Origin of the sequence: Streptomyces rhizosphaerihabitans, from assembly GCF_025399795.1 — a bacterium.
GTDB classification, from domain to species: domain Bacteria; phylum Actinomycetota; class Actinomycetes; order Streptomycetales; family Streptomycetaceae; genus Streptomyces; species Streptomyces rhizosphaerihabitans.
The window spans coordinates 56,329-69,202 of the sequence record NZ_JAODTZ010000029.1 but is presented as its reverse complement, the minus strand read 5'-3'; the positions used below and the strand labels follow the sequence as shown (position 1 = coordinate 69,202).

Annotated in this window: 11 protein-coding genes; all 11 read right to left on the bottom strand. The window is 72.3% G+C overall.

Going from position 1 to position 12,874, the window contains the following annotated elements:
* Positions 1 to 129: 129 nt before the first annotated feature.
* On the bottom strand, positions 130 to 1,350 hold the full coding sequence (locus N4G66_RS26590; protein ID WP_261706725.1) for a cytochrome P450: 1,221 nt from the start codon (positions 1,348 to 1,350) through the stop codon (positions 130 to 132).
* 161 nt (positions 1,351 to 1,511) lie between these two features.
* A complete protein-coding gene (locus N4G66_RS26585; RefSeq protein WP_261706724.1) occupies positions 1,512 to 2,195 on the bottom strand; it encodes a response regulator transcription factor in 684 nt (227 codons plus the stop codon).
* Complete coding sequence (locus N4G66_RS26580) at positions 2,192 to 3,553, bottom strand: sensor histidine kinase (protein ID WP_261706723.1); 1,362 nt, start codon at positions 3,551 to 3,553, stop codon at positions 2,192 to 2,194. Before N4G66_RS26580 ends, N4G66_RS26585 begins: the two co-directional genes overlap by 4 nt.
* Before the next feature lie 292 nt (positions 3,554 to 3,845).
* Positions 3,846 to 4,526, bottom strand: a complete 681-nt coding sequence (locus N4G66_RS26575; RefSeq protein ID WP_261706722.1) for a response regulator transcription factor — start codon at positions 4,524 to 4,526, stop codon at positions 3,846 to 3,848.
* Positions 4,523 to 6,037 carry a sensor histidine kinase gene (locus N4G66_RS26570; RefSeq protein ID WP_261706721.1) on the bottom strand — a complete coding sequence of 505 codons (1,515 nt, stop codon included), beginning with the start codon at positions 6,035 to 6,037 and terminating at the stop codon, positions 4,523 to 4,525. The genes N4G66_RS26575 and N4G66_RS26570 overlap by 4 nt, the downstream gene beginning before the upstream one ends.
* A gap of 133 nt (positions 6,038 to 6,170) precedes the next feature.
* Entirely contained in the window at positions 6,171 to 7,385 is a 1,215-nt protein-coding gene (locus N4G66_RS26565; RefSeq protein WP_261706720.1) for an acyltransferase family protein, read from the bottom strand.
* Entirely contained in the window at positions 7,378 to 8,274 is an 897-nt protein-coding gene (locus N4G66_RS26560; RefSeq protein WP_261706767.1) for an alpha/beta hydrolase family protein, read from the bottom strand. Before N4G66_RS26560 ends, N4G66_RS26565 begins: the two co-directional genes overlap by 8 nt.
* A gap of 436 nt (positions 8,275 to 8,710) precedes the next feature.
* Complete coding sequence (locus N4G66_RS26555) at positions 8,711 to 9,832, bottom strand: alpha/beta hydrolase family protein (RefSeq protein WP_261706719.1); 1,122 nt, start codon at positions 9,830 to 9,832, stop codon at positions 8,711 to 8,713.
* 355 nt (positions 9,833 to 10,187) lie between these two features.
* Entirely contained in the window at positions 10,188 to 11,390 is a 1,203-nt protein-coding gene (gene kynU, locus N4G66_RS26550; protein ID WP_391858884.1) for a kynureninase, read from the bottom strand.
* Positions 11,383 to 12,228, bottom strand: coding sequence for a tryptophan 2,3-dioxygenase family protein (locus N4G66_RS26545; RefSeq protein WP_261706718.1), 846 nt, complete (start codon positions 12,226 to 12,228; stop codon positions 11,383 to 11,385). Before N4G66_RS26545 ends, kynU begins: the two co-directional genes overlap by 8 nt.
* Before the next feature lie 164 nt (positions 12,229 to 12,392).
* Positions 12,393 to 12,806: a DUF3151 domain-containing protein gene (locus N4G66_RS26540; protein WP_261706717.1), complete on the bottom strand. Its 414-nt coding sequence runs from the start codon at positions 12,804 to 12,806 to the stop codon at positions 12,393 to 12,395.
* Between the last annotated feature and the right edge of the window lie 68 nt (positions 12,807 to 12,874).

Genomic DNA, 12,874 nt, shown 5'->3' with positions numbered 1-12,874 from the left:
GGTGGCAGGCAGGGGGCCTAAAAAACAGGTGGCAGACAGGCGGCCTGACGAGGTGGCAGGCGGGGCAAAAGGTGGCGCGGCCCGGCGGCAGGAGAGGTCGCGCCGCCGGGCAGGGGTCCGCGACGGCTGTCAGACCTCGACCGACAGGCCCTCCAGTCCGCGGATCACGAAGTTCGGTTTGCGGACCGGTTCCTCGGTGAGCCGGAGAGCGGGGGCCTTGGTCAGGAGCGCGCTCATGGACGCCGCCAGTTCGAGCCGGGCCAGCGGAGCGCCGATGCAGTAGTGGATACCCGCGCTGAAGGAGATGTGCGGGTTCTCCGCCCGGGACAGGTCCAACCTCTCCGGGTCCGCGAACACCTCGGCGTCACGGTTCGCGGAACCGAAGAGCATCGCGATCTCCGCGCCCCGAGGGACCGTCGTCCCGTCGATCTCGATGTCGTCCAGCACCCAGCGCTCGAACAGCTGGAGCGGGGTGTCGTAGCGCATCAGCTCCTCCACCGCCGTGGGGATCAGGGCGTGGTCCGCGCGCAGCGCCGCCAGCTGCCCGGGATGCCGGAACAGGGTCCACCAACCGGTCACCGTCGAGTTGACCGTCGCCTCGTGCCCCGCGTTGAGCAGCAGCACGCAGGTGGAGATCATCTCCTGCTCGGTGAGCCGGTCGCCCTCGTCGTGCGCCGCGATGAGCCCCGAGATCAGATCGTCCGCCGGCTCCTTGCGGCGGGCCTCGATCAGCCCTCGCAGGTACTCGGTGAACTCCACCGACGCCCGCACCGCCTTCCGCGCCACCTCCTCGGACGGGTTCAGTTCGTACATACCGCAGATGTCCGCCGACCAGGGCCGCAACGGTGCCCGTTCGGACTCCGGGACACCCAGCATCTCCGCGATCACCGACACCGGCAGTGGCTCCGCCACATCGGTCAGCAGATCCCCGCCGCCCGCCTCCACCAGCCGGTCGACCAGCTCACCCGCCAGGCCCTCCACATACGGCTTCAGCCGCTCCACCGTGCGCGGCGTGAACGCCTTCGACACCAGCCGCCGGATCCGCGTGTGGTCCGGAGGCTCCAGATCGAGCATCCCGTGATCGTTGAGCACATGGAACGGCTCATGCTCCGGCGGCGGCGCGGTCCGCCCGAAGTCCTCGTGCGTGAACCGGTGCTGATACGTCCGGCCCAGTCGGCGGTCCCGCAGCAGCGCCGACACATCCGCGTGGTGCGGCACCAGCCACTGGTTCGTCGGCTCGTAGTAGTGCACCCGGCCTCGTGCACGCAGTTCCTCGTACGCCGGGTACGGGTCCGCCACGAACGCCGGATCCCACGGGTCGAAGGCCCGCGAACTCTCCAAAGCTGCCATGAACGGACGCTAGCCCGACCCACCCCCCGCTGAACAGGGCCGTCCTGGACAACGGGCCGCCGCCTCCCCCTCCCGGTCACCCCGGCAGGGCCGGCTCCCGCCCGTCGCCCCGTGCGCCTCTCCGTGCCACGGCCACCGGGATGTGACCAGCCCTGCCAGGATCACCTCGGGGTGACCAGGCGCGCCTCGTACGCGAACACAGCCGCCTGCGTCCGGTCCCGCAGGCCCAGCTTCACCAGGATGCGGCTCACATGGGTCTTGATCGTCGACTCCGCGACGACGAGCCGCGCGGCGATCTCCGCGTTCGACAGCCCCTGCGCGATCAGCACCAGCACCTCCGTCTCCCGATCGGTCAGATCCCCGTACGCCGCGTGCGCCGTCGCCGACAGCCGGGGCGCGTCCGCGAGCTTGGAGAACTCCGTGATCAGCCGCCTGGTGACCGAGGGGGCGAGCAGCGCCTCCCCGGCCGACACCACCCTCACCCCGTCGGCGAGCTGGCGGGCCGAGGCATCCTTGAGCAGGAACCCGGACGCCCCTGCCCGCAGCGCCTGATACACGTACTCGTCGAGATCGAACGTCGTCAGCACCAGCACCTTCGCGGCACCGTCCGCGGCGACGATCTCCCGGGTCGCGTCGATCCCGTTCATCTCCGGCATGCGGATGTCCATCAGCACGACGTCCGGTTGCAGTTCACGGACCCGGTCGACCGCCTCCCGGCCGTTGACCGCCTCACCGACCACCTCGATGTCCGGCATCGCGCCGAGCAGCACGGAGAAGCCCTCGCGGACCATCATCTGGTCGTCGGCGATCAGTACGCGGATCGCGCGGCCCGTGCCGCCCGTCATCCGGTCTCCTCCCCCGACCGCACCGGCAGGAACACCGCCACCTCGTACCCTCCGTCGTCCATGACGCCCGTCGTCATCTCACCGTCCAGCATCGTGACCCGCTCGCGCATGCCCGTGATGCCGTGCCCCGCGCCGTGCGTGGACTTCTCCAGAGTCGTCACCGGCGCGGGGCCGTTGACTATGCGCAGGCCGAGCCCGCCGAGGACATAACCGATCTCGACGCGGGCCGACGCTCCCGGCGCGTGGCGCAGGGTGTTGCTGAGAGCCTCCTGGACTATCCGGTACGCCGACAGCTCGACGCCCTGCGGAAGCTCGCGCACCGCGCCGGTGACCGCCTTCTCCACGGTCAGACCCGCGTCCCGCACGTTGGCGAGGAGCGCGTCCAGATCGGCGAGAGTGGGCTGCGGTGCGTCCGGAGCCTCGTAGTCCTCGGCTCTGACCACGCCCAGCACACGGCGCAGCTCGGTCAGCGCCGCCACCGCGTTCTCCCGGATCGTGACGAAGGCCTGCTCCAGCTCCGGGGGCGGATTCTCCACCCGGTAGGGCGCCGCCTCCGCCTGGATGGCGACAACCGACATGTGGTGCGCCACCACATCGTGCAACTCGCGGGCGATCGTCGTGCGCTCTTCGAGCAGCGTGCGCTTGGAACGCTCCTGGGCCGTCTCCGACTGGTGGGCCGTCACTTCCTGCACGGCTTCCCTGCGGATGTTCAGAACCGAGACGATCAGAAGGGCGAGCGCGGAGACGAAGAGGAGCGGGAACGTGGTGGCGGTGTAGTAGCCCCCGCCGAAGAGCGTCTCGGCCATCAGGCCGTACGCCGCGGTCAGCAGCCACATCCAGGCCGCGACGCGAGGGCGCGACCGCAGGGCGACGACCGTCAGCACGGTGACGTGCGCCACGAAACTGCCGGGCGCCCACGGCCAGTCGCCCCAGGCCCCGTCGAACACGGCGACGACCGGGACCGCCGCGATCGAGAACCAGAAAGCGCCGATCGGACGGACGAGGGTCGCCAGGACCGGGAGCAGGGCGAGGAGCCCGCACAGCAGAGACGCGACCGGGCCGCCGCCGGGGCCGCCGGCGGCGGTGGAGCCCGCGGCCATGGCCAGCAGGCCGGCCGCGGCCACCGTCGCGTGCGGGGTCCAGGCGGCGTACGTGCGCAGGGTTCCGGGGAGGCGGCGGGTGATGGGGCCGTCCGTGCGCATGCGGCGAAGCGGGCGGTAGGCGAAGGCGTCGTGGAACATGTCCTGTCGCAGGCCGCGTACGGCGTCCGCCGCGAGGCGGTACTCCGGGCTGCGGGGCTTGGCCCCGGCACCGCCGGGGGGCGGGGACATCGTCTGCGTCTGGGTCGTCTCGGTCACGTTCAAAACGGTAGGGCCCGGTGGGGGTGGGGTCGTCACCTGCGAGGAGGGTCCTTGGGGGTCCGTCTCAGGTACTACGGGTAGGGCCGGGGTGTGGACTCGGCGACTGCCCGTGGTGGGGCACTCGCGTCCGGGTGCGGGCCTGCGGGGCCGGGCGCGGACAGGTGCGGGGGCGTGGGGCCGGGCGCGGACCCCCTCACGCCCACGGGTGCGCTGCGGGACCATCACGCCTTCCGTGCCCTCCGTGCCTCCGTGCCTCCGTGGGTTGTGAGGGTTGGCGGGGGCTGGTGGGTCAGTAGCCCGTGGGGCGGATCAGGCCCGATTCGTAGGCGAAGACCGCTGCTTGGGTGCGGTCGCGCAGGCCGAGTTTGACGAGGATGCGGCCGACGTGGGTTTTCACGGTCTGCTCGGCCACCACCAGGCGTTGGGCGATCTCGGCGTTGGAGAGGCCCTGGGCGATGTGGGCCAGGACCTCGGTTTCGCGTTCGGTGAGGTCGCCGACGCGTTGCTTGAGGGGGGCGCGCGGGGTGGAGTCGAGGCGGGAGAACTCGGCGATGAGGCGGCGGGTGATGCCGGGGGCGAGGAGGGCGTCGCCGGCCGCTACGACGCGGACCGCCTCCGCGAGTTGATCGGCCGAGGCGTCCTTGAGGAGGAAGCCGGAGGCGCCGGCGCGGAGAGCTTCGTAGACGTACTCGTCGAGGTCGAAGGTGGTGAGTACCAGGACTTTGATGTGCGGCGTGTCGGTGGTGATGCGGCGGGTCGCCTCGATACCGCCGAGTTCGGGCATGCGGATGTCCATCAGGACGACGTCCGGGGCGAGTTCGGCGACCTTGAGAATCGCGTCGAGTCCGTCGACGGCCTGGCCGATCACCTCGATGCCCGGGTGGGTGTTGAGCAGCACGGTGAATCCCTGCCGGACCATCTGCTGGTCGTCGGCGATCAGTACGCGGATGGTGCCGCTCACGGTCGTCATGGCGTCTCTTCCCCTGGAAGGCCTGTGAAGGTGTCGTCTGGGAGGCTGGTGAAGGTGTCGTCGGTCCGGGCGGCATCGTGGGTGGGCGCGTCGTCGTCGGTGGGTGCGGGGCCGTTGCCCGGGAGGAAGGCCGCCACTGCGAAACCGCCGCACGACGTCTTTGAGGTCACGAGGGTGCCACCCAGCATCGCGACGCGCTCACGCATGCCGAGCAGTCCGTGTCCCGCGCCCGGGGACGGCGGAGCGGGGCGCTCGGGCCGCGAGTTGACGACTCTCACCTGGAGACCCCGCGGAAAGTGCCAGAGCTCCACCTTGACCGCGGAACCCGGCGCATGGCGCAGGGCGTTGCTCAGTGCCTCCTGGATGATCCGGTAGGCCGACAGCTCGACGCCCGGTGCCAGGGGAAGCTGTTCCCCGGTGATCTCCGTGGTCACGTCCAGTCCCGCGGCGCGGGTGTTCTCGACCAGGGCGTCGAGGCGGCCCAGCGTGGGCTGCGGGGCGTCCGGCGCCACGCCGGCACCCGCACCGAGGCCGTACGGGTCCTCCGGATTCTCCGAACGCAGCACTCCGAGCACCCGGCGCAGCTCGGTCAGCGCCTCCAGGGCGTTCTGCCGGATGCCCTCCAGGTTCTCCTTCAATTCCTCGGTCGGATTCTCGACCAGGTGCGGGGCGACCTGCGCCTGAATGGAAATCACCGACATGTGGTGCGCGACCACGTCATGGAGCTCACGCGCGATACGGCTGCGCTCCTCCAGGACCGTGCGGCGGGCTCGCTCCTCCTCGGTCAGCGAAGCCTGCTCGACCAGTTGGGTGCGGGCCTCACGGCGACCGCGCAGCGCTGTGCCGAGAAGAACGACGGCGGCGAAGACGACGACCGCGAGCGCTCCCGTCGAGTGATACGACGGTCCGGGGAACATCGCCGTCGGAGGGTACGACGGTCCGGGGAACATCGCCGTCGGAGGGTACGACGGTCCGCCGACCAGGCCCTGCAGCACATAGGTGGCCAGACAGGTCAGGGACAGCGCGCCGACTGCGACGCGCGTGGGCAGCCGCAGGGCGAGCAGGAAGAGCACGAAGGCCTGCGCCATGATCGCGGGCGTGCTCCACGGCCAGTCAGGTCCCGGTCCCGGCATCGGTCCCGGGACGGCCGCCACCATGTCCGAGCGGGCAGCGGCGGCGGCGACCACGGTGGCGCCGAGCGACAGCCACCAGGCCGGCACGGGACGCCACAGCGCGAGCACGATCGCCGCGCCCAGCGCGATGCCGCTCACCGTGCCCAGCGGGAAACCCAGTCGATAGCCGTCGCTCAGCTCGTCCATGGCCGCCAGCCCGAGCCCGAGCGCGATCACGCACACCACGACATGCGGCAGCCGGCGCAGCCAACGGGGCCGGGACAACGGCGGCAGCGGCGCGGCCGCCGGCACCGCGAGCTCGGCCAGGATCCCCCGCAGGAACGGGAAAGGGGACCGGGCGAGTACCTGTACGCGGGTACCGCGGGGGGCCCGGCTCATGGGTACGGTGGTGGCGGAATTGCCAGGCCCGGTGGTGGAAGCGGGTGTCCCGGGCGGGCGTGATGGGTCGTCAGGGAGCTTGGCGGGCTCACTGTTCGGGGGCCGGTGCTCCTCGCTGGTCACGTCGTCAAGCCTAGGCACGGGGCGCCGCCTCGGGTGTGGCCGGGCCGCGGCCTCGGTGGACGCGGACGACTCGGGACGGGCGGCCGGTGGGACGACGGGGTCCCCGCTCGTGGATGCTGAAGGCGCACCAGCACAGGGCGAGGGCGCAGAGGAAGACGGGCAGCCAGGCGACTCTCGCGGCCACCCACGCCAGGGAGTCGGGGGTGGTGTGCAGGCCGGGAAGCCGGCCCGCGAGCAGGCCGAGGGCGGTCACCGCCATCAGGGACGTCTGGTGCCAGAGGAATATCGTCATCGCGGAGAGGTTGACGAAGGCTGTGCCCGCCCAGACAGCGGGGCGCCGCATCCCCCGGCGCAGCGGCTCGCGCAGCAGCAGGGCGAGTCCGCACTGGGCCAGTCCGAAGGTGACCGCGGCCAGCGTCGGCGGGTCGAGGTTGGAGACGGCAGCCCCCGGTATGCCGACCATGGACGCCGGATAACCCGCCCACGTCACCAGCACAGCCGTCGCCACCGCGCCGCCGCCGAACAGTACCCAGCCCGCGCGCCGCCGCTCCAGCTCGCCGCGTGTCCAGGCCGCGCCCAGGGCGTACGGCACCAGCCAGCCCGCCGCGAGGTTCACCCAGCCGAGCCACGCCGGGCCTCCGAAGCCGAAGCGGATGACGTCCACATGGAGGACGACGGCCAGCGGCCACAGCGGGTTGAGGCGGGTCACCAGCGGTGTCGCCGCTGTCAGTCCGGCGAAGACCACCAGGAACCAGAGCGGGGACAGCGCCAGCTTCACCAGCGTGCGCACCGTGCCGAAGTCCGCGCCGGACACCAGCAGGCAGGCCGTCGCCACCCCCCAGAGCGCCAGCACCGCCGCCACCGGCCTCAGAAGACGGCCCGTCCGGGCGCGCAGCCACTGTCCGTACGTCGTGCCGCGCGCCTGCGCCGACGTGTAGCTCTTCGTCGCCACATGACCGCCCACCAGGAAGAACACGGCGAGCGTCTGGAAGACCCAGGAGATCGGGGTCAGCCAGCGCATGTGCTGCAACGGGCTCGCCGTATGCAGCGCGCCGCCGTCCGCGACCAGCGCCGTCACCAGCCAGTGGCCCAGGACGACGCCCAGGATCGCGAGGGCGCGCAGGGCGTCGACGGCGCGGTCCCGCTCGACGGGGGTGGCACGGTCGATGCGGTGGATCGCGGTCCGTACGCCGGTCAGGGCGGTCGTGCCGGTCAGGTCACGCACGGGTCACCTCCGAGGTGTCGCCGAGGACGATGCGGGCGAGGTTGGCCAGGGACACCGAGCCCGGTGCGAAGTAGTCGCTGTGGCCGCCGGCGCCCGCCTGGAAGACCTGGGCGCCGAAGGACGGGGACACCGGGTCGGGGCCGAAGCCGACGGTCGTACCGAAGAGGCCGACGCTCGCGTGCGGGACGTGCGCGATCCAGTCGGCGGAGCCGCGGGCGGCCCAGACGCGGGCGGAGGTGCGCAGCGCGGCGGCGGAGGACGCTCCGGTGCCCGGACTGCCGACTACGACGATGTCACTCACGTCCAGGCCCGGGGCCGCGCGGCCGCAGACCACCGTGCCGTACGAGTGGCACAGCAGGGACAGATGCGCCGACCGGCCGACGACACCGCGCAGTTGGCGCAGAAACGCCCGCAGGAGGTGGGCCGCCTGCTCCGCGCGGTCCGTCGTCAGGACCGTGGTGCTCACGGTGCCCGGTGTCTCGTAGCCGAGCCAGGCGAGGACGGCGCCGCGCGGGCCGAGTCGGTCGTGCAGGGCGACGGCGCCGGCGCGGAACCGGTCGTACGTCTCCAGCGTGGTGTCCGAACCCGGGACCAGGACGGCCACGCGGTCGGCGTGGGCGAGGTCGCCGAAGACCTCGACGGCCCGGCCGGGTCCCCGGCCGTCGAAGGAAAGGAAGCGGCGGGAGGAGGCCGCCATGGCGCGGTCGGCGGTGGCCCGAGTGCGGTCGCCGTGGTCCGCGGCCATCCGGGCCGCCTCCGCGGCATCGGCCCGGTTCGCCTCGTACGCCTTCGCCAAGGTCGACGCCGTCAGCGGTGCGAGGACCGCTGGTTCCGGCGCGGGGATCTCCGGGTGGGCGGCGGCGGACACGGGGACGACGACCGCCGCCATGACGAGCGCGGCGAGCAGCGTCCGGCGCAGCCGACGGGCGAACCCGCCTCCAGCACGGAGGCGCGGTGCTTCGGCGCGAGGGCGCGGAGCCTCGACGCGAAGGCACGGGACCTCGGTTGCCGCGGGTGGCGCGCTCGGGCTGTCCCGTGGCGGATCCTCGGGGACGTCCGCTCTCCCCCCGGCGATCGGCTTCGCACGGAAATCCATCGTGTCCGTCCCTCCCCGTCCGCCCGTTCATCGGGCGTCGCTGGAAGGGAAATTACGGATCGTCACCTGTCGTCCGCGTCCCGCTGCGGACCCCATTCGGGAGGTAGCTCTCAGGTACTACGGGTATGACCGGGGTTCAGGAGAGGGGATCAAAGGGGGTCGAAAGGAGGTCAACTTCCCTGATTTTCAAGGGACTTCGGCGCTCTCGGATATCGAGTGGGCTGCCCGGCTACCAGACCAGTTGGGCGATCTCCTCCGCCACCACGGCACAGGCGTCGGCGGCCGGGTCGATCAGAGGGAAGTGGCCGACGTCCTCCAGGAGCGTCAGACCGACCACCTCGCCCGCCTTGGCCGCCGCGTCCGCGTACGACTCGGCGACCGCCTGCGGAACGACGATGTCGCTGCGGCCCTGGACGAGCGTGGTGGCGATACCGGTGGGGAGCAGCCGCACAGGGTCGGCGTACGGCAGGCGTTCCGCGAACGTGGCTTCCCCACCCAGGAGTTGGCGGGACGCTCCACCGCAGACGTCGAGCTGCTCCGCGACCTCGAAATCAGCGATCGGGGCGAGGGCGACGACGCCGCGCAGGGGTGCGGGGCGGTCGATGTGCCAGGGCGCGTCGGCGGGCAGCAGGTGGCGGGCCGCTGCCCACAGGGCCAGGTGACCGCCCGCCGAGTGGCCGGTGATCACCATGCGGAGGGGGTCGGCCTCCGGGAGCGCCGCGCGTACGAGGGCGGGCAGCGCGTCGAGCGCGGCGGCCACGTCGTCGAAGGTGTCGGGCCACCGGCCGGCGACCGGAGTTCCGGCGCCGGTGTCGCCGCCGCTGCCGCCCTGAGTCCTGTCATCGCCTCGGTCGCCGGATCCGTCGGCCCCGGAAGAGGCCGCGCCGTCCGGTCCGGGGGCCGCGGGACCGGCCTGCGCGGGGATCGTGGGGCCGCCCGGGACGGGTGGCGTCGCCTCGCCGCGGCGGTACTCGACGTTCGCCACGGCGAATCCGCGGCGGGTCAGGAAGTCGGCGAACGGGGTGATGTGACGACGGTCGTACGGGGCGCGCCAGGCGCCGCCGTGCAGGACGACCACGAGAGGGGTGGGGACCGCCGGGTCGGGCTCACGCGGGGCGTAGAAGTCGATCACCTGGTCGGGGTGGTCGCCGTACGCCATGGTGACGTCGGGGTCCACGGCCGGGTGCGAGAAGGCGGACGCCTCTTCGGCGGCGTCACGCGCGATGGCGGCGTCGCGCTCGGCTGCACCGTCCCGAGGCGCACCATCGTGCCGCGCACCTTCGCGCTGTGCGCCCGGGCGGTGCTGCGCCGCGGCGTCGTCGCCGTCCCGGGATGCGGTGTCGTCCTGCATGCTCCGACCTCTCAGCGGTGAAACGGATTCGGCGGACGGCACCCGGCGTTACCGGGCGCCGCCAGCACCCGGCGGTACCGGGTGGGGCCAGAGGGATTTGCCCCCTCCGCCCCTACCCTCCCCCAAGGTCTCGGCTTCGCTCGACCAGGGGACCCCCATCGTCCCCGGGGCTCCGCCCCGGACCCCGCTCCTCAAACGCCGGAGGGGCTGAATCCTGTCCCTCCGGCCGGAAGCCGGAGGGACTGGACTCTGCCCTCGACCGGAAGCCGGAGGAGCTGGACTCTGCCCCCTGAAGCGGAAAGCTGAGCTGCGCCCCGAGGGCCGGATCGACCGGATCGGCCGGATCGACCCCCGGTCAGCTCAAGGTCTCCGCCAGTACCCGTGCCGCCCTCTCCGTGTCGGCGAAGCCGACGTACAGGGGGGTGAAGCCGAAGCGGAGGATGTCCGGGTGGCGGAAGTCGCCTACGACGCCGTTGTCGATCAGGCACTTCATCACGGCGCCCGCGTCCGCGCAGCGCAGGGCCACCTGGCTGCCCCGTTCCGCGTGGGCGGAGGGAGTCACGGACTCGACCCGCCCCTCGGGGACGTACGCGGAGACACATTCCAGGAAGAAGTCGGTCAGCGCGAGCGACTTGGCGCGGACGCTGTCGATCGAGACGCCGTCCCACACCTCCAGCGCCGCTTCCAGGGCCAGCATCGACAGGATGTCCGGCGTGCCGACCCGTCCGCGCAGCGCGCCGGACGCGGGTGCGTACGACGGGCTCATGCCGAAGGGGTCCGCGTGCGAGTTCCAGCCGGGGAGCGGGGAGTCGAAGCGGTCCTGGAGGCCTGCGCGGACGTAGAGGTACGCGGGCGAACCCGGGCCGCCGTTCAGGTACTTGTAGGTGCACCCGACCGCCAGGTCCACCCCGTGCTCGTCCAGCCCGACCGGCAGGGCGCCCGCGGAATGGCACAGGTCCCACACCGATACGGCACCCGCCGCGTGGATCGCGGACGTCAGGGACGGGAGGTCGAAGCGCCGGCCCGTGCGGTAGTCGACGTGGTTGAGCAGCACGGCCGCCGTGCGGGAACCGAGCGCCGAGGTCACCTCGTCCGGATCGACCGGACGCAGCTCGCAGCCCGTCATACGGGCCGCCGACGCCGCGATGTACCCGTCCGTCGGGAACGTCGTCGCGTCGACGAGGATCTCGTCGCGCCCCTCGCCCGCCAGCCGTACCGCGCCCACCAGCGCCTTGAAGACGTTCACGCTGGTCGAGTCGCCGACCACGATCTGTCCGGCCGCCGCGCCGACCAGCGGGGCGATCCGGTCGCCGATCCGCTCGGGCGCGGTCCACCACCCGCTCTCCTCCCAGGAGCGGATGCGGAGTTCGCCCCACTGCCTGCGGACGACGTCGTCGACCCGGCCGGGGACCCCGGCCGACAGCGCGCCGAGCGAGTTCCCGTCCAGGTAGACCACGTCGTCGAGCACGAACTGCTCGCGCAGCCCGGCGAGTTCGTCCGCGGCGTCCAGTTCCGCCGCCCGCGCGCCCAGCGCGGACACAAGGGCTCGCTCAGACATGGGACCTCGCCGTCCACAGCTCGGGGAACACGTTCTTCTGCGCGCGCTTCTCCAGCCAGGCCACCCCGGCGGAGCCGCCCGTGCCGGTCTTCGAGCCCATCGCCCGCCGGGTGGCGACGAGGTGGTCGTTGCGCCAGCGCCACACCAGCTCGGCGACATCGGTCAGTGCCTCGCCGAGCCGCGCGAGCTCGTCACTGTCGTCACCGGCGTACAGGGCCGCCCACGCGGCCTCCACCTCGGGCGCGGGCTCGTAGCGCTTCGACACGTCACGCTCCAGCACGGAGGCCGGGATCGCGTGCCCGCGCCGCGCGAGCAGCCGCAGCACCTCGTCGTACAGGCTCGGCTCGTGCAGGGCCTTCTCCAGCTCGGCGTACACCCGCGACGCGCCCCGGTGCGGGACGAGCATGGAGGCGGACTTCTCGCCGAGCAGGAACTCCATGCGCCGGTACATCGCCGACTGGAAGCCGGAACCCTCGCCGAGGGCCGAACGGTAGGAGTTGAACTGCGCGGGGGTGAGCTGTCCGAGCGGGCGCCAGGACGCGTTGAGCGCGTCCAGCTCGCGTACGGACCGCTTCAGCGCGGCCACCGCGACGGGGACGTCGTCGGCGCGCAGCGCCTTGGCCGCCGTCTCCCACTCGTGGACGATGACCGTGAACCACAGCTCCATGACCTGGGTCGTCACCAGGAAGACCATCTCTCCGGGGTCGTCGGAGAGGGTGTGCTGGAGGTGGGTGAGCACGTCCGCCTGTACGTAGTCCTCGTACGGCGTCGTGCCCTGGAAGTCGAGATGCGGAGTCTCGGGCTCCTGAGCCTGCGTGGGCTGAGCCTGGTGGGACATCGCTGTCTCCTGCAATGTGCTCCGGGTAGCGGTCCGCCCCTGCCGTTACCGACACGGGGGCCCCGGTCCCCACCGGGCATCCTCCACAATCGTCCCCCGAAACCGCAAGGTCCGCCTGGTCACACCAGGCGGACCCGCGTCAGTGCCCCCGCAGGGCGGCCGGGCTAGCCCAGCGTCTGGGCCGCCGTCGGCGAGGAGTCCTTCAGGAACTGGCTGCAGCGCTCGTACTCCTCCTGCTCACCGATCACCTGCGCGGCGCGGGCGAGGGCGTGCAGAGCGCGCAGGAAGCCGCGGTTCGGCTCGTGCTCCCAGGGCACCGGGCCGTGGCCCTTCCAGCCGCTGCGGCGCAGGGCGTCCAGCCCGCGGTGGTAGCCCGTACGGGCGTAGGCGTACGACTCGACGACGCTGCCCCGCTCGAACGCGTCGTCGGCGAGCTGCGCCCAGGCGAGCGAGGAGGTGGGGTACTTGGCGGCGACATCGGCGGGGGCCGTGCCGTTCGCGAGGAGCTCGCGCGGCTCCGGGTCGTCGGGGAGATGGGTCGGGGGCGGTCCCCCGAGGAGGTTCTCGTGAATCGTCATGGGTTCCAGTCTGCTGCATCGCCGGTGATCGGTAACGGTTGCCCACGGCGCTCGGGGAACAACCCGTT

Bases quoted from the DNA above. Each gene is read 5' to 3' on its own strand.
- N4G66_RS26540 (WP_261706717.1), bottom strand. From the start codon at position 12,806: ATGACGATTCACGAGAACCTCCTCGGGGGACCGCCCCCGACCCATCTC.
- N4G66_RS26545 (WP_261706718.1), bottom strand. From the start codon at position 12,228: ATGTCCCACCAGGCTCAGCCCACGCAGGCTCAGGAGCCCGAGACTCCG.
- N4G66_RS26560 (WP_261706767.1), bottom strand. From the start codon at position 8,274: ATGGCGGCGGTCGTCGTCCCCGTGTCCGCCGCCGCCCACCCGGAGATC.
- kynU (WP_391858884.1), bottom strand. From the start codon at position 11,390: ATGTCTGAGCGAGCCCTTGTGTCCGCGCTGGGCGCGCGGGCGGCGGAA.
- N4G66_RS26585 (WP_261706724.1), bottom strand. From the start codon at position 2,195: ATGACGGGCGGCACGGGCCGCGCGATCCGCGTACTGATCGCCGACGAC.
- N4G66_RS26555 (WP_261706719.1), bottom strand. From the start codon at position 9,832: ATGCAGGACGACACCGCATCCCGGGACGGCGACGACGCCGCGGCGCAG.
- N4G66_RS26590 (WP_261706725.1), bottom strand. From the start codon at position 1,350: ATGGCAGCTTTGGAGAGTTCGCGGGCCTTCGACCCGTGGGATCCGGCG.
- N4G66_RS26570 (WP_261706721.1), bottom strand. From the start codon at position 6,037: ATGAGCCGGGCCCCCCGCGGTACCCGCGTACAGGTACTCGCCCGGTCC.
- N4G66_RS26575 (WP_261706722.1), bottom strand. From the start codon at position 4,526: ATGACGACCGTGAGCGGCACCATCCGCGTACTGATCGCCGACGACCAG.